22 protein-coding genes, 3 other RNA genes and 1 riboswitch are annotated in these 20914 nt (G+C 35.8%); of the genes, 4 read left to right on the top strand and 21 right to left on the bottom strand.

The annotated features are described in order from the left end of the window. Positions 1 to 39: 39 nt before the first annotated feature. From ssrS (GFJ36_RS07235) to GFJ36_RS07215, 5 genes are all read right to left on the bottom strand, one after another. Positions 40 to 223: non-coding RNA, 6S RNA (gene ssrS, locus GFJ36_RS07235), on the bottom strand. Positions 224 to 244: 21 nt separating this feature from the next. Continuing rightward, positions 245 to 427: non-coding RNA, 6S RNA (gene ssrS / locus GFJ36_RS07230), on the bottom strand. A gap of 116 nt (positions 428 to 543) precedes the next feature. Further along, complete coding sequence (locus GFJ36_RS07225) at positions 544 to 1377, bottom strand: sulfurtransferase (RefSeq protein WP_000637539.1); 834 nt, start codon at positions 1375 to 1377, stop codon at positions 544 to 546. Between the two features lie 2 nt (positions 1378 to 1379). Next, a complete protein-coding gene (locus tag GFJ36_RS07220; RefSeq protein WP_000451816.1) occupies positions 1380 to 1652 on the bottom strand; it encodes a YpbS family protein in 273 nt (90 codons plus the stop codon). 21 nt (positions 1653 to 1673) lie between these two features. Continuing rightward, positions 1674 to 2141, bottom strand: coding sequence for a GNAT family N-acetyltransferase (locus GFJ36_RS07215; RefSeq protein WP_087985571.1), 468 nt, complete (start codon positions 2139 to 2141; stop codon positions 1674 to 1676). A 72-nt stretch (positions 2142 to 2213) separates the two neighbouring features. Between GFJ36_RS07215 and GFJ36_RS07210 the strand changes: the two genes are divergently transcribed. Further along, on the top strand, positions 2214 to 2468 hold the full coding sequence (locus GFJ36_RS07210) for a DUF3931 domain-containing protein (protein ID WP_000369740.1): 255 nt from the start codon (positions 2214 to 2216) through the stop codon (positions 2466 to 2468). Positions 2469 to 2471: 3 nt separating this feature from the next. Here GFJ36_RS07210 and GFJ36_RS07205 read toward each other — a convergent pair whose 3' ends face one another. Then, entirely contained in the window at positions 2472 to 6131 is a 3660-nt protein-coding gene (locus GFJ36_RS07205) for a dynamin family protein (protein WP_097889732.1), read from the bottom strand. A gap of 549 nt (positions 6132 to 6680) precedes the next feature. Between GFJ36_RS07205 and GFJ36_RS07200 the strand changes: the two genes are divergently transcribed. Continuing rightward, positions 6681 to 7844 (top strand): DUF418 domain-containing protein, encoded by a 1164-nt coding sequence (locus GFJ36_RS07200; RefSeq protein WP_097889733.1) that lies wholly within the window; start codon positions 6681 to 6683, stop codon positions 7842 to 7844. 15 nt (positions 7845 to 7859) lie between these two features. On the opposite strand, the gene pbuX is transcribed toward GFJ36_RS07200, so the two are convergent. The 13 genes from pbuX to GFJ36_RS07135 all read right to left on the bottom strand — a co-directional run bounded on the left by pbuX (position 7860) and on the right by GFJ36_RS07135 (position 19432). Beyond that, on the bottom strand, positions 7860 to 9182 hold the full coding sequence (gene pbuX, locus GFJ36_RS07195; protein WP_000809222.1) for a xanthine permease PbuX: 1323 nt from the start codon (positions 9180 to 9182) through the stop codon (positions 7860 to 7862). A gap of 3 nt (positions 9183 to 9185) precedes the next feature. After that, complete coding sequence (locus GFJ36_RS07190) at positions 9186 to 9779, bottom strand: xanthine phosphoribosyltransferase (RefSeq protein WP_000866483.1); 594 nt, start codon at positions 9777 to 9779, stop codon at positions 9186 to 9188. A gap of 106 nt (positions 9780 to 9885) precedes the next feature. Next, positions 9886 to 9987, bottom strand: a riboswitch (purine riboswitch). Positions 9988 to 10103: 116 nt separating this feature from the next. Beyond that, positions 10104 to 10850 carry a type I methionyl aminopeptidase gene (locus GFJ36_RS07185; protein ID WP_088062732.1) on the bottom strand — a complete coding sequence of 249 codons (747 nt, stop codon included), beginning with the start codon at positions 10848 to 10850 and terminating at the stop codon, positions 10104 to 10106. Between the two features lie 154 nt (positions 10851 to 11004). Continuing rightward, complete coding sequence (locus tag GFJ36_RS07180) at positions 11005 to 11478, bottom strand: GNAT family N-acetyltransferase (RefSeq protein ID WP_087985567.1); 474 nt, start codon at positions 11476 to 11478, stop codon at positions 11005 to 11007. Between the two features lie 47 nt (positions 11479 to 11525). Next, the gene (gene ypwA, locus GFJ36_RS07175) at positions 11526 to 13043 is read right to left on the bottom strand and encodes a carboxypeptidase (RefSeq protein WP_088062731.1); all 1518 of its coding nucleotides are present in this window, start codon (positions 13041 to 13043) and stop codon (positions 11526 to 11528) included. Positions 13044 to 13143: 100 nt separating this feature from the next. Next, positions 13144 to 15081, bottom strand: a complete 1938-nt coding sequence (locus GFJ36_RS07170) for an ATP-dependent DNA helicase (protein ID WP_060489642.1) — start codon at positions 15079 to 15081, stop codon at positions 13144 to 13146. 138 nt (positions 15082 to 15219) lie between these two features. Beyond that, complete coding sequence (locus GFJ36_RS07165) at positions 15220 to 15402, bottom strand: DUF3921 family protein (protein WP_000376888.1); 183 nt, start codon at positions 15400 to 15402, stop codon at positions 15220 to 15222. A gap of 61 nt (positions 15403 to 15463) precedes the next feature. After that, positions 15464 to 16603: a THUMP domain-containing class I SAM-dependent RNA methyltransferase gene (locus GFJ36_RS07160; RefSeq protein ID WP_000521230.1), complete on the bottom strand. Its 1140-nt coding sequence runs from the start codon at positions 16601 to 16603 to the stop codon at positions 15464 to 15466. A 180-nt stretch (positions 16604 to 16783) separates the two neighbouring features. Next, positions 16784 to 17174: RNase P RNA component class B (rnpB, locus tag GFJ36_RS07155), an RNA gene on the bottom strand. 87 nt (positions 17175 to 17261) lie between these two features. Beyond that, on the bottom strand, positions 17262 to 17600 hold the full coding sequence (gene gpsB / locus GFJ36_RS07150; protein WP_000622425.1) for a cell division regulator GpsB: 339 nt from the start codon (positions 17598 to 17600) through the stop codon (positions 17262 to 17264). A 97-nt stretch (positions 17601 to 17697) separates the two neighbouring features. Beyond that, positions 17698 to 18252 (bottom strand): SLOG family protein, encoded by a 555-nt coding sequence (locus GFJ36_RS07145; protein WP_000862919.1) that lies wholly within the window; start codon positions 18250 to 18252, stop codon positions 17698 to 17700. Positions 18253 to 18308: 56 nt separating this feature from the next. Continuing rightward, positions 18309 to 18725, bottom strand: coding sequence for a CotD family spore coat protein (locus GFJ36_RS07140; RefSeq protein ID WP_088608764.1), 417 nt, complete (start codon positions 18723 to 18725; stop codon positions 18309 to 18311). A 155-nt stretch (positions 18726 to 18880) separates the two neighbouring features. Further along, positions 18881 to 19432: a YppG family protein gene (locus GFJ36_RS07135; protein ID WP_097889734.1), complete on the bottom strand. Its 552-nt coding sequence runs from the start codon at positions 19430 to 19432 to the stop codon at positions 18881 to 18883. Positions 19433 to 19609: 177 nt separating this feature from the next. On the opposite strand from GFJ36_RS07135, the gene GFJ36_RS07130 reads away from it, so the two are divergent. Beyond that, positions 19610 to 19801 (top strand): YppF family protein, encoded by a 192-nt coding sequence (locus GFJ36_RS07130; RefSeq protein ID WP_000242661.1) that lies wholly within the window; start codon positions 19610 to 19612, stop codon positions 19799 to 19801. A 27-nt stretch (positions 19802 to 19828) separates the two neighbouring features. Here GFJ36_RS07130 and GFJ36_RS07125 read toward each other — a convergent pair whose 3' ends face one another. Then, the gene (locus GFJ36_RS07125; protein WP_157349521.1) at positions 19829 to 20173 is read right to left on the bottom strand and encodes a YppE family protein; all 345 of its coding nucleotides are present in this window, start codon (positions 20171 to 20173) and stop codon (positions 19829 to 19831) included. Positions 20174 to 20188: 15 nt separating this feature from the next. Next, positions 20189 to 20431 carry a hypothetical protein gene (locus tag GFJ36_RS07120; protein WP_001252041.1) on the bottom strand — a complete coding sequence of 81 codons (243 nt, stop codon included), beginning with the start codon at positions 20429 to 20431 and terminating at the stop codon, positions 20189 to 20191. 85 nt (positions 20432 to 20516) lie between these two features. On the opposite strand from GFJ36_RS07120, the gene GFJ36_RS29050 reads away from it, so the two are divergent. Then, the gene (locus tag GFJ36_RS29050) at positions 20517 to 20693 is read left to right on the top strand and encodes a phage portal protein (RefSeq protein ID WP_087985562.1); all 177 of its coding nucleotides are present in this window, start codon (positions 20517 to 20519) and stop codon (positions 20691 to 20693) included. Positions 20694 to 20914 lie beyond the last annotated feature (221 nt).

The raw sequence follows: 20914 nt of genomic DNA, 5'->3' as shown, positions 1-20914 counted from the left end.
GCAACAAAAAAACCTTACGTATAAAACGTAAGGTTTTTATATAGCCCCACATATGCCGTTCTCTCTAGATGTCCATAAACCTGCTCTCACAGGTGGATGCTCTCACAAATGTTTGTAACTTCCTTCTTAAAAAGATGGCATGTTAGCTACATTTAAATATTGAACTTCCATATTAAACTTATTGGTTTAAGACATGCATAAGCTACGTACACCGTAGGAATTTTATATAATGTTAGTTGCAATAAGACCCCCGCACGTGCCGCTCCTCGTAAATGTCCAAAAACCCGCTACTCGCAAGTGGATGCCCTCACAGTTACCGTACATCTTCCTCCACAAGGAAGGCTTGATGATGGTCGCTAAATATTGAGCTTCCGTATAACTAACATCGGTTTTAGACATAAATAAGTTACGTACACCGCAGGATGTATTATTTACTTGTCGTTATATTATCACATTGTTTCCAATGTGTAAAATACAAAGTTTTTCGAGCAATTTCTTGCTTGTGACCTTATTTTAATACAAATTATTTTTGCATGCAAGTGATTAATCTTCTTCTTTTGCAATTTGATTTTCTGGATAAGAAATCCAATCACTCCAGCTACCTGCATACAATTTAACATTTTGGAATCCAGCTAATTTCAATGCAAGGATATTTGGACAGGCTGTAACACCAGAACCACAATATACAATTGTTTCCTTATCTTTCGAAAGATTTCGGAATCGTTCTTGTTGCCCAGCTTCATTCTTAAATTGCCCTGATTGTACAATTCCATCCTTCCAAAAATAGTTTACTGCTGTCGGAATATGTCCTGCTTTTGGATCAACTAGTTCCTCTACACCAGCATAACGTTTTGGCTCTCTAGAATCAATTAACGTAACATCTGCACCTGCATGAATATTCTCTCTCACCGTTTCCATCGTTACAAGCATATGATCTTGTACATTTGCTTTGAATGTTTTTCGTATAGCAACAGGAATTTCCATTGTTATCGGTAGTCCATTCTCTTTCCAAGCTGGAAATCCACCATCTAATATATATACTTTCTCATGTCCTACATAGTTTAATAACCACCAGAGACGAGAAGCATTTGCACCCGCTTGACTGTCATATGCAATTACTGTCGTATGTTCATCAATACCAGCTTGTGAAAGCTTGTCTGCAAACTCCTCAATATTCGGCAATGGATGGCGACCACCATGTTCTGTTACAGGACTTGATAAATCTAAATTCAAATCAAAATATAATGCATGAAGAATATGTTCTTCCTCATACTTTTCTCTACCCCAATTAGGATTCGCTAAATCAAAACGACAATCGATTATACGGACATTCTCATCTTCTATATGCTCACGTAACCATTCGACTGTAACTATCATCTTTAACGACCTTCTTTCTCTTGCAAACGACTTACATACTCCATAACCATTTCTTCTGTAACATATTTACGCTCTAGTGTAACACCATTTTTTGCAAGATCATTAATTTGCTTTGTTACAACATTAATGACATCAACCGAAAATTCTTTCCCATTTGACGCAAGAGATACGGCTGCTTCAATAGCTGCTTCACGCTGCGCATCTAATTGTAAACATGCTTTTACACTTTCATTTTGTTTACGAGAATGTGCTGTAATTGCTTTATGTACTTCCATCTTCTCTTCCCCCTAAATAAGTTATACGTTCTCATTCAATTCCATTGCAAGCCGAATCATATCACGGCATACAATCCCATTTTCAATAATCTCTTCTTCATAATGCTTCGAAAAGTAATCAAAATCAATAGAAAAAATACGAAATCCACATTTTTGATATAAAGCAAGTTGTGAAACACTAGAATTGCCCGTACCAACTTCAAGTTTTGACATACCATATCCTTTAGCAGTTTCTACGGCATGACTTAATAGCTGCTTTCCAATCCCTTTTCCTTGCAAATGCTCTACAACCGCAATATTCATAATTTCCATCGTCTTCGGCCTTGTTTCCAAAAGAACATATACACCGACAACTCTCTCCTCCTGCTTAGCTACATATGTTTTCCCTCTTTGTACATATGTATCAATTTGCCCCTCACTTGGATCAGCAAGCAATAATAAAGGTTTCGGTATAGCTTCTTTCGAAATATACTCTATTACTACACACATAAAAAACTCCCCTTTCTCTATTGTTCTAAACCCTCCTTGTCTACCATAAATAATAGAAAGGAGGGATTCACCATGGACAACAATGAGAAAAAGTGCAACGTCATCTCTATTGATGGAAAGAAGAAGAAAAGCGACACGTATTCCTACCCAAAATTAGTAGTAGAAAACAAAACATATGAATTTTCTTCATTCGTCTTATGCGGTGAAACACCAGACGGCAGACGCCTCGTTCTTACTCATATGATTTCTACCGATGAATTTGCTGGGTTTGTCAAATCTTTAGATACAGTATTGCAAAAGAAAATTGAACGAATCTTTTTCTCATAACGACTATATCACATAAATTTCTTTTTCAATCTCTACTAACTGCTTTTGCAATTGTTCTTTACTTTGTTCATATAGTGATACATCAATTGTTTCAGCCAATGCAAATAATACACTTTCATAATAATTCATCACATCTTGCTGCATCACTTTTTGGAATAAGTTCCATTTCAAATCCCACTCTTGCTTATAATGATGAACAAATAAATCTTTTTCATCAGCTACATAGTTTGATACGAAAGGCTCTAATACAACTTTAGCCTCTTCTTGCATGAAAGCTTTATCATTTTTTTCAAAAAAGCTTTTTTCATTTTTAAAATGCGCCAGTGCTTTTTTGAAATCTTTTATTTCAACTGAAGGGAACGGTTCTTTATGTGCAATATCTTTATATTCATAATCCACTGTTCCACTCATAGAAATTGATTCATTTTCTACTTTACAGTTCACCACAATTTCATTCTTTGCACGCTTCATCGCTTCATCTATCCATTTCTCAAGGCGTAATGATGTCGCACGCATTTCTTGTAGTAAATCATGCTGAATAAATGCCACTAATTCCATAACGCACTGTTGCAACTGCACTTTCACATTCCCATCCGTTCGCAGCGATGCTGGATTAATAAATTCAGTAAACACATCGTTATAGCGTAGGAATAGACGCTGTTGCACGTAATAAAGCAATTCTTTCACTTCATTTTGCATCGCCTGCTCTTCAGCAAGCACACTATATGATGAAATAATATGAAGTAGCTGATCACGCTCTGCTTCATATTTTTTCGTTTGCTTCTCTTTCTCTTCATTCCCCTGCTTTGCACCGTTTATCATATTTACTAAAAGCTGATCTGCTCCTTGCAATGTACCATATAAAGCATGAACAGATACGAGCATTAAATCTCTCATCATAAAGGATGTAAATGATTCCTCGAACTTAGCAATCCCAGAGTTTTGTAAAATACCGTACTTCTCTTTTTCAATATTCTTTCCTTGCTTCTCTTCAAGTGCACATAAACTTGAAATTGCAAATAAACGCGGATTTCTAATACCGTATTGCAGTAGCTGGTCTGCGATATAACCTTTTACCATTTCAAGTTCTTCTTCAGACTCTGCTAAATCGGCCGCATTAATTAAGAAAAACATTTTATCAAGTGCAAAAGTATCCTTTACACGACCAAGCTGGATTAAGAATTCACGGTCAGCACGAGAGAACACATGATTATAATACGTTACAAATAAAATAGCATCTGCGTTTTTAATATACTGGAACGCAACGTCCGTATGACGGGCGTTAATAGAATCCGCTCCAGGTGTGTCTACAAGCGCTACTCCTTGCCTTGTTAAAGCACAATCATAATAAAGCTCCATGTACTCAACAAAACATGATTTTTCTTCATTCGCTACATAATCAGAAAACTCTTCTAATGTAACTTGTACTTGCTCCCCTAAATGAGCAGAAACCGTATCATACCCTTTTTGTACCGCTCTTAAAAAGCTAAATGTTGTTTTTTGCTTCCCAGTTGGTGAAGGATATTTCATAACTTTATCAATTTGTGCTAACGCTTCATCTAACGTAGTAATCTCATAATGAAACAACTTATAAACAGCTTTCATATCTTCTAATAGAGCTTGCTTTGATTTGAATTGAACCATTACTGTTCCGTGTGGTTTTTCCTCTGTAACCGGCAAAATTTGATTAATCGTTGCCGTCGTCGGATTTGGTGATACAGGAAGTACATTCCCACCAAGCAATGCATTGGCAAATGATGATTTCCCAGCACTAAAAGCTCCGAATAACGCTACTGTAAATTGTTTCGTTTCCACACGACGCCTTTTTTCTATTACCTCTTGCTGTACATGTTTCAGCGCTGGCAATGGCTCTAATATCGTTTCAGCTTTCTTCACTTTCTCTAATATACGCTGAATATTTAAAGCTGCTGTTCCTTTTATCTCTTCCTCACAAGCCATTACGTTATCGTTTACGCTTTCCTGCTCTTGTAGTGTGAATTTCTCACTAACAATTTGTATTTTACTTTGCAATATCTCCTCTATTTGCAAGCCTTCTGGTGTAGCAACACGCTCGTGCCAAACATTTTGCAAATAACTTTCATATGTCTCTAAATTGTTACTGTATTGCAATTGCGTTTCTTTTGCCGTTTGCAACATCATATATTTTTCAATCTCTTCTTCAATGCGTGCAACTGCTTCCTTCACCTTTTGCTTTAAAACGACTGCACTTTTATCAAAAATTTGCTGCGCTTTTGTAAAATAACGTTTCTTCAGTTCATTCGCTACATCCGCTGTATAAAGAAGTAAGTAATCACCTGTGAAACCTGCACCTTGTTTAATGACTTCAGCTAACATTTCTGGTCCAAAAGCAATTTCTAAAGCATATATGTCTTTCCCAATTTCCTCTGTGAACAATCCTTCTTCTTTTAAGAAGGCAACAATAAATTCTTTCACATGAAAATCAAGTTGCGTTTCAACAGTCTTTTGCAAAGCAGAATAAAAAGCATCTAAACGTCTCTGTTTTTCTTGCTCCGTCTTTCCTTTCGCAAACAACAAACCGACCTTAAATTTAGTTAATTTCGTTTCTAAATACGCATTTGCCAATTCTCTCATTTCAAATGGCATTAAATACGCGTTATCTAATATAGCTTGTAAGCCTTTTATAAATTCGTTTCTCACATGAGATTCTTTACTAGCCTCGCGTTGTTTAGTTTCCGTTAGCTCTTCTTTCTTTTCAACTATCTCTGAAATAGAAAGCGGCGATGCTAGCTCTTCCTCATATTTCAAAAGAGCTTTTTCATTTTCTGAAAGAATAAATGAAAAATGTTCCCCCATTAAATATTCTGTTTCTCGCTCCATTCCATCTCTTACATACTGCACTTTTTCTTTCATAATAGAAGTAATTAATGTTTCTAAGCTCCCAATTTCATTATGTGTATGGTTCATCATTCGTAATGAAGTATAATACACTCCATCTACTTCAATATCCCAGTTAGAGAACGATTGTTTTACACTATCTTTATAATCCTCAAACGATAATTCATTTTCTTTATGTTTATCTATTTGATTTACAACGAGATAAACCGTTTTATTACGTTGTTTCAATTCTTTAACAAATTGCAAATTCACTTCCGATTGGACGTGATTATAATCCATCATATAAAAAATCACGTCTGCTAGATGCAGCGTTGATTCTGTCGCTAATTGATGGGCATCATCTGTTGAATCAATCCCTGGTGTATCAACTAACATAACACCCTCAGGAATTGGCGCATCATTCCGATAAATATGAACACCAATTACCTCATCACCGTCTTTACAAATTTGTTTTAATTCTTCAGCTGAATATGCACCATCATATTCGTACTGTTCTCCAGATTTAACTGTTACAACAACACGATCCATTCCTTTTTCAATTTTGACAACGTTAGCGCTTGTCGGAATTGGACTTGTTGGTAACAACTGCGCTTTATATAGATGATTCATCATCGTTGATTTCCCTGCAGAGAAGTGACCGCAGAACGCTATCATAAGCTGTTCTTGTTTATATTTTTGAATCACCTCAAACAACTTTACACTATTCTCTGCATCGCCGTGTTTTTGCCACTCTTCATAAAAACAAACAAGTTTTTTCATACCGTTTGTCTGTACTATGTTTGTCATCCCCTTGTTCCCCTTTATCCAAGATGTATATACTTTTTCCCGCTATTTGCGAGCTCATAATCATCAGGAGATACATCCCCTCATCGATTACAGTTTCACTTTACTATCATACTAAATTTTCAGCATATTCTCATTAAAAATAAAAAATCCCTTTCATTCTTTTTACAAATGAAAGGGATTTTATGTCATATCACTCATTTTGCTGTTCCTACTCCATTTAAAACATACTTTGCAATAACTGCATATACAGTGACTGTACCTGCTACTAATGCATATACCATACTCATGCACCAACCTTTTTTGATAATGATTATCACTTTTAAATACATTTTATCATTAAAGAGAATCATTATCAATACTTTTCATAAAGAAAGCCCCTTATAGAAAGGAGCTTTACTGCCTGTTTTGAAGAAGGTTAAAACTTGTTGTGCACTCTTATTATATCTCATAATACATATCTTAACAGTTTTAAAAATTGGAAATTACCTATATACCCTCCTCTTTACATTTTGTATAATAAAAGGGAATTACTTAACAAGGAGGAAAATAATGACACAAAATATTTCACAAGGCGAGAGGATACATTCCATAGATATTATTAGAGGAATAGCTGTACTAGGTATTTTTCTTGTTAACTGGCCAATTATCGCCGGGGTTGACTCACGTGATATTACAGGAATTTACGAAGGGATAGACAGCTATATTCGCCTATTTTACGATATGTTTATTCAAACGAAATTTTATACAATTTTTTCGTTTTTATTCGGATTAGGTTTTTATATTTTTATGAATCGTGCTGAGGCGAAAACCGATCGTCCAAAAACTTTGTTTGTTCGCCGCTTACTTATTTTATTATTATTTGGTTTCTTACACTACGTTCTTTTATGGGACGGGGACATTTTACATACTTATGCAATTACCGGATTTTTCTTGTTTTTATTTTACAAGAGAAAGCCACGTACTATTTTAATATGGTCAATTGTACTATTAAGTTTCATGCAATTGTTCACATTAGTAGGTTCTCTTCTCATGTTATTAGTGCCGGTAGATGAACTAGGCCTTTCCATAGCCATTATGCCGTTAGAAAACTGGGGCTTACAAATTACAGACAGATTCCATTCTTTCTATTCTGAAGCAATAAGTAACAGTCTTATTATGCTTCCTGAAACACTAGGATTGTTTTTACTAGGATTATATGCCGGTAAAAAAGACATTTTCCGCCGTGCTAAAGAATTAGATCTAAAACTTAAAAAATGGCAAATCATTATGTTCATTTTAACATTACCGATGTGGTTTATTATGGTTTACTTCTTTATGAACAATCAACCATACACACCATTTTCACTTATGGGTATTACGATGATAAGCGGAAAGACATTGTTCATCTTCTACATTGTCACGTTAATGCGTTTATTACAAAAAGAAAGATGGCAAACATTATTACGTCCGTTCCAGTATGTTGGTCGAATGGCGTTAACAAACTACATTTCACATACAATTGTTACATTGCTTGTATTCGGACTATTGTTCAAAAATGATTATCTTGCTCCATTATGGGTAGGTCCTCTATTTTGCATTAGTTTCTATACGTTACAAATCTTTATTAGCCGCTGGTGGCTGTCACGTTATCAATACGGGCCACTTGAGTACATTTGGCGTCTTGGTACGTATGGGAAAATGATGCCACTTAAAAAGAAAAGCAGGGTCTCATAATGAGACCTTGCTTTTTTACGCTTCTCTTACTGCACTTTGCATAGACACTGGCTCTTCTTTTACTTTCACTTTACGCTGCGGCACCATATTAAATACGATATTTAAAAGTACTGCTGACGCACTTCCAAGTACAATTCCGTTATCTGTTAAAATACGAATGTTTTCAGGAAGTTGTGAGAATAATGTCGGAACAACTGTAACCCCAAGCCCAATTCCGACAGAACATGCAACGATTAATAAGTTTTCTTGTTTACCAAAATCAACGCTACTTAACATTTTAATACCATATGCCATTACCATACCAAACATCGCTAACATTGCACCGCCAAGTACTGATTTCGGGATAATAGTTGTAATAGCTGCGATTTTTGGAATGAACCCAAGAACGATTAACATACCACCACAAGTATAAATAATAACGCGATTTCTTACTCCAGTTAATTGAACAAGTCCTACGTTTTGAGAGTATGTTGTATATGGGAACGCGTTAAAAATACCACCTAACACCATCGCTAATCCTTCTGCTCGATAGCCTTTTGTTAATTCTTTTTCACCGATCTTTTTATTGCAAATATCAGATAATGCGAAATATACACCTGTTGCTTCTACAATCCCTACGCAAGCAACTAAAATCATCGTAATAATTGGCGTTAATTCAAATGTTGGTGTACCGAAGTAAAATGGCTGAATACCGTGGAACCAATCCGCTTCTCCAACCGCTTGCAAACTTACTTTCCCCATAAACGCTGCAACAATTGTACCGAACAATAGACCTAGTAAAATAGAGATTGAACGAATAAACCCGTCAAAGAAACGATACATAATGATGATAAATAATAATACACCAAATGCTAACGCTAAATTCTCAAGACTACCGAAATCCTTACTTCCTACTCCCCCAGCCATATCATTAATCGCTGCTGGAACAAGTGTAACTCCAATTACGGTAACGACAGATCCTGTTACAACAGGCGGAAACAGTTTTACAAGCTTTCCAAATAATTTCGCAAAAATAACAACGAATAACCCGGCAGCAATAATCGCTCCATAAATAGAAGACACACCGTATTGTTTCCCGATTGCAATCATCGGCCCAACCGCTGTAAATGTGCAACCAAGTACAACGGGAAGTCCAATACCGAAAAAGCGATTTGATAATGCTTGTAAAATCGTCGCAACGCCGCACATTAATAAATCAATCGAGACTAAATATGTTAACTCTTTTTGATTTAAACCAAGTCCGCCGCCCACAATAAGCGGAACGATAATTGCGCCAGCATACATCGCCAGCATATGCTGCATACCAAGCGATGCGATTTTAAATGGATGTTGCTTCATCGTTTATTTCACCTCCGCAGTTTCTTGCTGTACAAATGTAACTGTGCCGTTATCAAGTGATGCAATTTCTGCTAGTGACTCAACACGAACTCCTTGTTCACGAAGCTTCTTTCCTCCATCTTGAAATGCTTTTTCAATAACAATACCAATTCCTGCAATACTTGCTCCTGCTTGCTCTACTAAACTCATTAAACCTAAAGCAGCCTGACCATTTGCTAAAAAGTCATCGATAATTAAAACACGATCATTTTCATCGATATGATTTCGAGATAATGAAATTTCATTCGTTTCTTGTTTCGTAAATGAATATACGTTTGCAACGTACATATTATCTTGTAACGTTAACGATTTACGTTTTCTTGCAAAGATTACTTTTACACCAAGCTCTAATGCAGCCATAACTGCTGGTGCAATGCCTGAAGATTCAATCGTCACGATTTTTGTAATGTTCTCTTCTTTAAAACGTTTAGCAAATTCTTTTCCGATCTCTTGCATAAGTACTGGGTCAATTTGATGATTTAAAAATGCATCTACCTTTAATACGTCACCAGATAAAACCTTTCCTTCGTTCAAAATCTTTTCTTGTAATACTTTCATGTTTGTTCCCCCTCTTATGCAATAAAAAACTCCAAAAGCCGCCACCACTCGTTACAAGTGAGAGACGCGCTTTTGGAGTTTCGCAAAAAAGAATGCTAAACAAGCAAATATATTCGTCCTCACTCATAGTCAAAGTATTTACGGTACTTCGGTAGAAACTTGCAGGCCATATCCCCGCGATTATATGAGTGTAGCTAACTATTTATTTTATAGAAGGATTATAACGCACTTTTTATACTTTGAAAAGCATTTCTTAATAAAACACGTACAAATTTTATAAAAACATCATTTTTGTTCGAGTTTTGTAAACTCTTACATATTATTTCAAAGTGTCGTTAAAATAATCGGCCCATCTTTTGTAATCGCAATTGTATGCTCATATTGCGCTGATAATTTCCCATCCATCGTTCTTGCAGCCCATCCATTTAAATCTACTTTTGAATATCGCATACCTACATTGACAATAGGCTCAATTGTAATTACCATTCCTTCTTGTAGTTCAGGCCCTTGTCCTTGTTTCCCAAAATGAAAAATTGCTGGTTCTTCATGAATCTCTTTACCAATCCCGTGCCCCGTAAAGTCTCTTGCAACCGAAAAACCTTCAGTAGCTACATAACTTTCAATTGCATAGCCAATGTCTCCTACATGATTACCGATTACCGCCTGACCAATCCCTTTATATAAAGCATTCTCAGCTACTAACAATAACTTTTCTGCTTCATCAGAAACATTTCCAATTCTATACGTCCAAGCAGAATCTGAAAGACCACCATTTAAGTTTACTACCATGTCAATTGTTACAATATCTCCCTCAGTTAAAGGAACATCGGCGGGAAACCCATGGCACATTTCAGCATTTACAGATGCACATATCGCATATGGATACCCGTTGTAACCTTTCTGCTGAGATGTTGCACCATGCTTTTCTAAATAAGCTTCAACAAACGTATCAATTTCTTTTGTCGTAATACCTGGTTTCATCATTTTGGCAATTTCCCTATGACATGAAGCAAGTAATTTCCCAGATTCATGCATCAAATCTATTTCATTTTTCGTTTTAATTGTAATCATTCTACCTCTCCTTGCTAAACCTGCTATTTGCTACTAAAGTTCAATCATACACATCCTCTGTCAAAATTTCAAAACTCTCAATTACAACAAGTACAAAAATATGTATCCTATACTTCTAAATCAAAATAAAGAAACAGAAGATCCCCTCTGTTTCTTAATCATTTTTACATATATAATTCATTTTCAAAAACTCAAAACAACTACCATTTGTTTTCTGTATAAACGTTCCAACAGCTTCAAATCCTGCTCTTTTATACACTTTAATCGCTCTCTCATTACATGTCGCTACTGATAGTGTTATATAATTGCAACCATATTTTTCTTTACTAAAAGCTAGTCCAGCGTTTACGAACTGTAAACCAAATCCATTTCCAGTTATATCAGGTCTCATTCCAAGACCTATATCAACCGTTCCATCATTTATTTTACAAACAGTAAAAAAACCAATGAGAGTGCCATTTTCCTTCACAGAAAATGTATGATTTCCTCTACTCTCATCATGTAAAAACTCAGCTAAATCTTCTTCATCTGCACCTATATCGTAAAAGGAATACCTCCCTTCATAATGCCAGTTATATGCAATTTCTTCTGCTTCTTCTTGCGTCATTACTGTATATGTATAAGCCATTCTTCTATCCCCCTTATAAAAAAGAGCTGCAATTAAGCAGCTCTTTTTTATAACTCATAGATTTCTTTATACTTCGCTTCTAAATAATCTGCTAAGTAGTTTGCATTTAATCCTTCACCTGTCACATCTTCTAAAATTTCAAGTGGCTTTTTCGTTTTACCGTATTGGTGAATATTTTCTGTTAACCATTCACGAATTGGTGTTACGTTTCCTTCTTCTAATAATGCATCAAAGTTCGGAATGTCTTTTAACATTCTTTGCTTAAATTGCGCTGCATACATATAACCAAGCGCATAAGATGGGAAGTATCCAAATGAACCACCAGCCCAGTGAACATCTTGCAATACACCTTGTGCATCGCTTTCCGGACGAATTCCTAAATATGCTTCCATCTTATCATTCCAAGCCACTGGCAAATCCTTCACTTGTAATGTACCATCAAATAATTCTTTCTCAAGTTCATAACGAACCATGACGTGAAGCGGATATGTAAGCTCATCTGCTTCTATACGAATGAACGATGGCTTCGATTCGTTAATCGCATCATAAAACTCATCTACTGATATATCATTGAATTGACCATCGCTATACTCTTTTAATAAATCATAATTTTTCTTCCAGAATGATTTATTACGACCGATAAAGTTCTCAAAGAATAATGATTGTGACTCATGAATACCCATAGAAGTTCCACTACATAGCGGTGTACCTTCGAATTTCTCTGCAATATTTTGTTCATATACAGCATGGCCACATTCATGAATTGTTCCAAACACTGCCATACGGAAATCTTTTTCATCATAACGTGTTGTAATACGAACGTCCCCTCTATTTAATGTAATCTCAAATGGATGTACCGTTTCATCAAGACGACCTGCTTTAAAGTCATAATTCAATTGCTTTAATAACTCTAATGTAAAGTTCTTTTGTTTTTCTTTTGAAAAATGTTCTGATAAAGCACTTGTCTTTAATCTCTTTTGTGACTCCGATATTTCTTTTACGAGCGGAACGATACGCTCACGAAGTTGACCAAATACGTGATCTAACACTTCTACTGTAATACCTGGCTCATACATATCTAACAATGTATTATATTTATATGTTTCGTAACCCCAATATGTAATGAATTTCTTTTTAAATTCAACTATTTGTTCTAAATACGGACGGAACATTTCGAAATCAGATTTTTCCCGAGCTTCTTCCCACACACTTTCCGCTTTCGCTTCTAATTTCACATACGCCTCGTATTCCGCTTGTGGAATTTTCTTATTTCTATCATATTCTTTACGACACTCTTCAACCATTTTCTTCGTCGTTTCAGAAAGTTTATCTTCACTTATTAAAGCTTCAAGCTCTGTTAAATAATTTCCCATCTCATCTGAAGTCGACATAACAAACACTTCTGATGAAAGCATACCAATTACTTCTGAACGCTGGTCTACACCTTTTTTAGGCGCACCTGTTCTTAAGTCCCAAAACATTAAGCTTAATGCTTCACCGTAATTTTGTATCTTCTTCACATATGTTAAAAATTGTTTTTCTACTTCATATGTAGCTACTGTCATCGTATAAAACCTCCCTTTTCTACCTCAAACTTAATTCGACATGGAAACCTAAATTCCTTTTATAATAGAAAAAAAGCTTGGCAAGCGCCAAGCTTTCTCCTTATAATTCTTTACCTTCTACTGGTAGTACGTTTTTCACCGCTTCTATCACTTTCTCATCTTCTGTATCAGATAAGAAGATTGATATAGCCCCTTTATCGTCGCTCGTACGAATTAAACGTCCAATCCCTTGACGAAGACGTAAAATCATATACGGTACATCTACATCCCAGAATGGATTATTTACATGTTTACGCTTCGCTTCAAACACAGGATCGTTTGGAGGGAATGGTAATGACCAAATAATAACATGCGATAATGATGAACCAGGAATATCTAAACCTTCCCATAAATGAACAGCACAAAGTACAGTCTCTTCTTCATTTTGGAAACGAGAAACGAGCTGACTAATTTCTTGATCCCCTTCATATAGGAACGGAACGGACATTTGTTCTTTACTTACATATTCTTTAAACGCTGCAAGTTCTTGTGTTGTACGGAATAATACAAGTGTACGTCCATTTGTTTTCTGTATATTTTCAAGTGTATATTGACACTTTCTTTCCCATTCGTTCTCTTTCGTATGCGATAGTAAGTTTACTGCCATTTGCTCCTCATAATCAAACGGTGAGGCAACTGAGAATGATAAGTAATCTTTTACCCCTAGGCTATTTGCTGTAAATGCGAATGAATCGTTGTTAGATAATGTAGCAGAAGAGAAAATATACGGGATTTTCTTCGAGAATACTTTCTCTTGTAATACTTCTTCAACTGCACGTGGCATAATCACTAACGTGAAGGCTCCATCACCTTCTTCACCCCATGTAATTACATTTTTCTCGTGCATGAACAGACGAAGTGAATGTTCTAATACATCTAAATGTTCATCAACGATATTTAAATCATACGTGTTTACTGTATGCATTTCACTTTCAAATACTAATGCATCACCGACTTCACCAATTTTCGCATAAAGTCTATTCGCTTCAGCTGTTACTTTTTCTGTCACAGTAATTTCTAAACGATCAGAACCGGCGATTTCCTTTTTATTTTCTTGTAACACATCAAAGAATCGCTCTGTTTGCCAAATTGTTTCTTCTACTAAATGTGCAAACTCTTCACGAATATCGTTTTGCAACAATCTTGTTAAAAGTTGCTCCATCATCGTTTGCTTTAAACGATATGTTAAAGCTTTTTGAGCTGCATATTCTACAAGATGTCCTTCATCGAATACAACGCAGCTACTTTCAGGTAATAACGGAATTTGCCCTTCACGCTTACGAGCATCGTACGTCCAAATATGATCCATATAGAAATCTTGAGAACAAATAATTAAATCTGCCGCTTTACGATAATGTTCACGAGAAAGAGTTTGACCACAACGATGACGAGAATCACAAGTGAAGCAATCTTGGAAGTAATCCCAATTTACTTTTGACCATTCCTCATCATTTAAAAGTGGAAATTCTTTTCTGTCACCGTAGTGAGTAAAGTTTTGCATCGTACCATGATCGAATACAAACTGTGGTAATTCGTAGTATACATCTTCAATTACTTCTGGAGCTCGTCCACTCATAACATCTTCAAGTTTACGTAAACATAAATAATTATCCATTGATTTCGCAAGTCTAACATCAACAGATAGTCCTAATGCTTCAGATAACTTAGCAATGTCTCCTTCTTCTTTCACAAGCTGCTCAATTAACGTTTCATCAGCACAAGCGATAATAGCTGGTTTTCCAGTATAACGCGCATAGCAAATTGCATATAGAAGATATACAATTGTTTTCCCTGTTCCTACACCCGCTTCTGCGAACATTACTTTCTTTTCTTGGAAAGCACGCTCTAATTGAAACGCCATAAAAATTTGTTCATCACGCTCTTCAAAGCCTTTTTCCGGAAGGATATCGTAAAACACATCTCCAATCCATTCATTCAACTTATCATAAAAATTATCTTGTTTTCCTACTTCAAATGGTAATCTCTTCTCAGTAAACATCCTTAGCCTCCAACCAAAAAGTTTTTCTATAAAAAGATATAGCAACTGCTACTCATATGTGTGCAGCCACTTTCCCCTGTTGCCATACATAGAAATACACGAAAAAAAATTTTCCTTTCGAAAAAGGAAAATTTTTTTCTATATTAATGACTTTAAATACCGTTTATCAATCGCTGTTTCGTGTGAAAGAGCTGATAAATATTCTTCTTGTGCTTTTTGTATTTCCTCTACAATCGCACCTTGGCTATCCACTTCTTTCCCGATCTCATCATACGTACGATGAATAGCTTTTTGAATCATAGATAATTGGAAACTATCCATATCACGTCCTCCTTTACGCATTACATAATAGCCAGTATATGCGCGCTGGAGGAGTTTTATACTATGAATTACGCGGTGGACGTTTTCCGAAGTATTGGTAGTAATCTGTACGGATAAATCCATTAAACAGTTTACGTTTCTTCGATGCATCTTTTCCATAACACTTTTCAAATGCTTCGTAGCTTGTTAATACATACGCTGACCATGTATCTAATGGGCGGAATACTTGTCCCATTTCTTTGTACAATTGTTCAACGAGTGCTTTTTCACTTAAACGTTCTCCGTATGGAGGATTCGTTACAACATAGCCATAATCCTCTTTTGTCGTGAAATCTTTTACTTGCATTTGTTTAAATGTAATTAAATCACTTAAGCCCACTTCTTCTGCATTATCTTGAGCAACTCGGATCATACGATGATCAATATCTGATCCAATGATTTGTAGTGGTTGATTATAATTCGCTAAATCTTCAGCTTCTTGACGAGCTTCACGCCAGTTTTGTTTACCAACCCAGCCCCACTCATCTGATGCGAAGCCACGGTTAAATCCTGGTGCAATATTTTGTCCAATTAATGCTGCTTCAATCGGAATTGTACCTGATCCACAGAAAGGATCCACGAAAGGACGATCCGGCTTCCAGTTTGTTAACTTAATTAAAGACGCAGCCAATGTTTCTTTTAATGGGGCTTCCCCTTGATCCATACGGTATCCACGTTTATGAAGTCCAACACCACTTGCATCAATTGTTAATGTTGCAATATCCTTGAGCATTGCGATCTCAATACGGAATAACGGACCATCTTCTTCAAACCAAGTTGTACGTTTATATGTTGTTTTTAATTTTTCAACGACAGCTTTTTTAACGATACGTTGGCAATCTGAAACACTGAACAACTCAGATTTTAACGATTTACCAATTACAGGAAATTCCCCATTCTCTGGAATATAATCTCCCCAGTTTAATGCTTTCGTCTTTTCAAACAGCTCATCAAATGTTGTCGCTTTGAATTCGCCAACTTTAATTTTCACACGGTCCGCAGTACGTAACCATAAGTTCGTGCGACAAATCGCCTTTTCATCTGCTTCAAATGTTACTTTGCTATTTTCCACTTGGCATTCATAACCAAGATCACGAACTTCTCGGGCAACTAACGCTTCAATACCCATTGCCGCTGTTGCAATTAAAGTAACTTTTCCCATTTGCATTCACCTCTTATGTATAGTTAAACAATAATTAATAGCAATTTGTCCTATTAATCATTACATTTTACGAAGAATTTTCTCATTAACCATTTTAACTCATAATTTATAACTTCATACAAATAAAAAGCCCTCCTCTAACAAAGGAGAGCTGAGTTATTTCATAGTTGGTTCATAACGTTCTGTAAGCCATGTTCTGTTCCTTTGTACTGCAAACGGCCCACGCCTCGTACTCCGGTGGCAATCATCTATCTACAGGTTATACAACCTGTCCTTTCCCATCGTTCATTTCCTTGGAAAAGATTCCCCTACCATTATTTGGGTTTCTCGCTCGTGGGGTTTACCTCGTTCCACTCCTATCATTTCTTCAAGGACTTCGTCACTGTGGCACTTTAAAGGTAGTCAAACCATATCCGAAAGGACTTAGGTTTTTTCCCTGCCGTTAAACCAGCCTTACAGCCAGAATACCCTAGCTTATGAATTGGCTAGGCACGAACACTACAGCCATCTCAGGCCGTGCGAGCATGGACTTTCCTCTACAACGTTGGCGTTGCAGCGATTACCCAAACGTTATGACATCCATTAGTATAGTGGAAACAAAAAGATTTTGCAATGTTTTTTTCTATGTAAAATGCTTTAACCTTTTTACCACTAGAAATTATTCGTATAACTTACTTCCAAATACAGCTTTTTCTAAATTAGATAGACGTTTTAAAATGTCCGTATTCGTGTTGTTATATACAGGTTGTGCAACTGGTGTTTGTACAACTGGTTGTTGTGGCACTTGCGTTGCTACTAATTTTTGTTCCTCTAATTCACGCTTTAAACGAGCATTTTGTTGCTTTAATTGATCAAACTCCTTGTGGAAAGCTTCATAGTCTTTAATGATCATATCAAGAAACTTGTCTACTTCTTCTTGTTGATAGCCTCTCATGCCTGTTTTAAATTCTTTTTCTAAAATATCTTTCGCCGTTAATTTAATTTTATCCGAAATCATTTTCTTCACCTCAAATTTTTGCCAAAACTTTCATTACCTAAATTTTTTCAGAAACAATGCCTTTTGTCAATCATATATACGAGTACTATATTACATATCACTCAGCATTATTCCACTGTTCCTCTTCTATTATATCTTGTAAATCAGAAAAAAGAATAAAATAACTATGATAATTTTCTATTTCTCCTTTTTTCTTTGCTGCTTCTACAATATATTTGGGACTCCCTGGTTTTTCTTCATCATATACAGCTAAAAGTGCATCACTTTTTTCAATAAAAAATTGATTTTTTAATTTAAATTGTTCCGGGCTTTCGTACTTCCGTTTCGTAATACTATCAATATGGTCTGCTTGAGAGAGAATACATTCGTAATATTCACGGTTATCTTCCTTCCAGCTTTCTTCTTGTTCTAAAAACGGAGTAAATACCGCTAATTTTAGATCTGGATATTCTACTTGAATTTCAAAAACAACTTCAGCAGCCCATAATTCGACTCCTAACTGCCCACTTATTATCACCCATTCCAAACCTTCTTCTACAAAAGTAGTTAATTTTCGATGCAATGCTTTTTTTATACATTCCACCCCTGGATGATCATTTTTAAATATACCAAGTTCAAATGGCTTATATCCCGTTACAGCAATAACTTTCATATCAACACTCCAATTACAAAAAAAGAACTAGCATTTCGCTAGTTCTAACATATCATTTACTTTTTAAATATTCCACCAACGTTTGGTCCAATATTCGGACCTACTGGTGATACATTATTCGGTAAGAATGGTGATACATTTGGTCCTGGACCAAATGGAGATATTTGATGTCCAAAATGTCCATGATGTCCAAAATGTCCATGATGTCCATGACCACATGGTCCACATCCGCCGCCGAATCCTGGATCAACTGGGTCTACCACATTTACATTCGAGTTTGTTTGTGGGAAGAAGTTTTGGTTTTTAATTTGTTGATGGTGTACATGTGTTGTATGCGTTGGGAAAATGTGTGGCACCACCGTTGTTGAAAAAGAGTGTGTTACGCATTGTTTCGTCGGATGAATGACAGGAGCAGTTGTACAAATAGGTCCTACAGGCTTATGCCCTCCAAAACAAGGATGACAATGATGCATAGTTTTTTCTCTCCTCTCTCGTTAAAAAAATCTGACTACACTTTACAATATGAGAAAAGAGAGAAAGCCGTTTGTTATATATACCCATTTATTACAAGGAAATTTGTCTAGCCTTCTGCTTTATACGTAATGCTTTTTATAGACACCCCCCAAAATTACTTACCAAAAAAACCTCCAACTTGCTTTACAATACCTGTCACTTGGTTCATCGCATTCATCATTTGTCCAGCTGTATTCATCATTTTATTTACATCATAGTTACCATCTGAGTTTTTAAATTGGGAAACAAAACTAGAAAATTGACTCGGTTGCTGTTGTTGTTTTTGTTTATTCTGCGTCGGGTACGGTTGTTTTGGTGGATAAAACATCGCTTGTTGATTTCCATAGGGAGATGGTGGTGGCATATAGTATTGTGAATTCATATAAGGTTGCTGTTGTTGATCCATATAAGGCTGCTGTTGTTGATTCGTATAGGGTTGTTGCTGTTGCTCCATATAGGGCTGCTGTTGTTGATTCGTATAGGGTTGCTGCTGTTGTTGTGGTTGATTCATAAACGATACTTCAAATGGCTGGTAATAATTTTGATTTCCATAATTAGGCTCGAAAGGATACATATTATACCGTAAATATGTATCCGTATTATATTGGTACATATTTTGCTGTGCATATGGATAAGATTGCTGATATACGTTAGATTGTTGAAACATGCATTCTCTCCTCCTTCACATAAGTTTCTACATATATAATATGTACTTGTAAAATAATTTGTGTGACGGAGTATCTGTCTATTTTTGTCGGAAGTTTAAATTTTTAAAAAATTAAAAAAGAAAACCCTTCCATGCTATGATAGTGAAGAAGAAGATTCTCATGGGGGAGGAATCAACATGGTATTAGGGGATTTAAAACAAGCGTTTTCTCAAAAAAAGGGGTATTACACAGAGAATGTAAATGAATTGTTAGACTTTGCGAGACATTGGTATCTCGAAGGGAAAATATGCATTTCAGATTACCGAACATTAATAAAAGAATTAGAAATAAACGGTGCAACAAAACCTACAACAATGACAGAAGCATAAAAAAAAACAAGAGGGTTTCCCCTCTTGTTACTTACATTGCTCAATTATATTTTGCAAAGTATACGAAATGGCTTGATGTGTTTCAAAGAATCGCTTACCTTTACCTTTATTTACAAAACATTGCAACACATTTGTCTGTAAATTATCGTACACTTTATCAATTTGCTGTACATGTATATACTTCGGTTTTTCTTCCTTAATCCATTTATAAGCTAATTCTTTCCACACTTTTAATTCCTCATCTACCATATCTACAAATGGTTTCATATCCTTATAAAAATCGTACTCAATCATTTCTCTTTTTTTCACATTCGCTTCATTATTATACTGCATGAGTTTTTCTGAAGATTGTATCAATGCTTCATACTTCATTTTATTCCCACCTTATTATGCACTCACTACGACGTTTTGAAATGCCTTCACCCAATTCCCTTTTTCTTCGTGATGCACTAATTTATTTTCCATATGCTCAATATGCATTTCTGTTATTTCTATCTTATTGCATATTTTTTCACCCGTATCCTTCAATGCATGATTCATTCTAATCCCTATATTCATTTCCAGCAAATCGAGAGAACTTAACATTTGATCCATTGTTTTCATTACATCTTCCTTCTGAACCATCGCCATATACAAAACGCCCCCTTCTTTGCTTTTCCTTTGTCATGTAATTTCGCCGAATGACTCCTCACTCCTGCTCACATGACAAAACTAGTTGTTATTCGTCAAAGAAATCATTTTGTATGTCATTTATAGAAATGGTAACAATACAAAAAGGAGGTGTATGAAAATGACAAAGAACAAAAACGACAAAAAGAAAAAACAAAACAAACAAAATAAACCCGAGACTGGCAACCCTAAGTTAGATGGTCCAAACTTCCCTGCTACATAAAGTGAAACTTTAATCAGCGGGGGTTTTGTTCATCCCCACTGATTATTAGCCTTCTCAATCGGGCTTTTACGGGCAGTTGATCCACACCTAAATTCTTTGCTTTCACTGAATTTTGAGACGTGGGTCTTACTGCCCGGCAAGTAGCGGGATAAAGTGAAACTTTAGCACTTTTACAAAAAGCTAATTTCTGAAGCATCCTTAATCTCCTATATTCATTACGT

It is taken from the genome of Bacillus sp. EE-W1, assembly GCF_009760835.1.
In the GTDB taxonomy this organism is placed as follows: Bacteria; Bacillota; Bacilli; order Bacillales; family Bacillaceae_G; genus Bacillus_A; species Bacillus_A wiedmannii.
The sequence above is the reverse complement of the archived record's forward strand: the minus strand, read 5'-3'. Positions and strand labels throughout refer to the sequence as shown.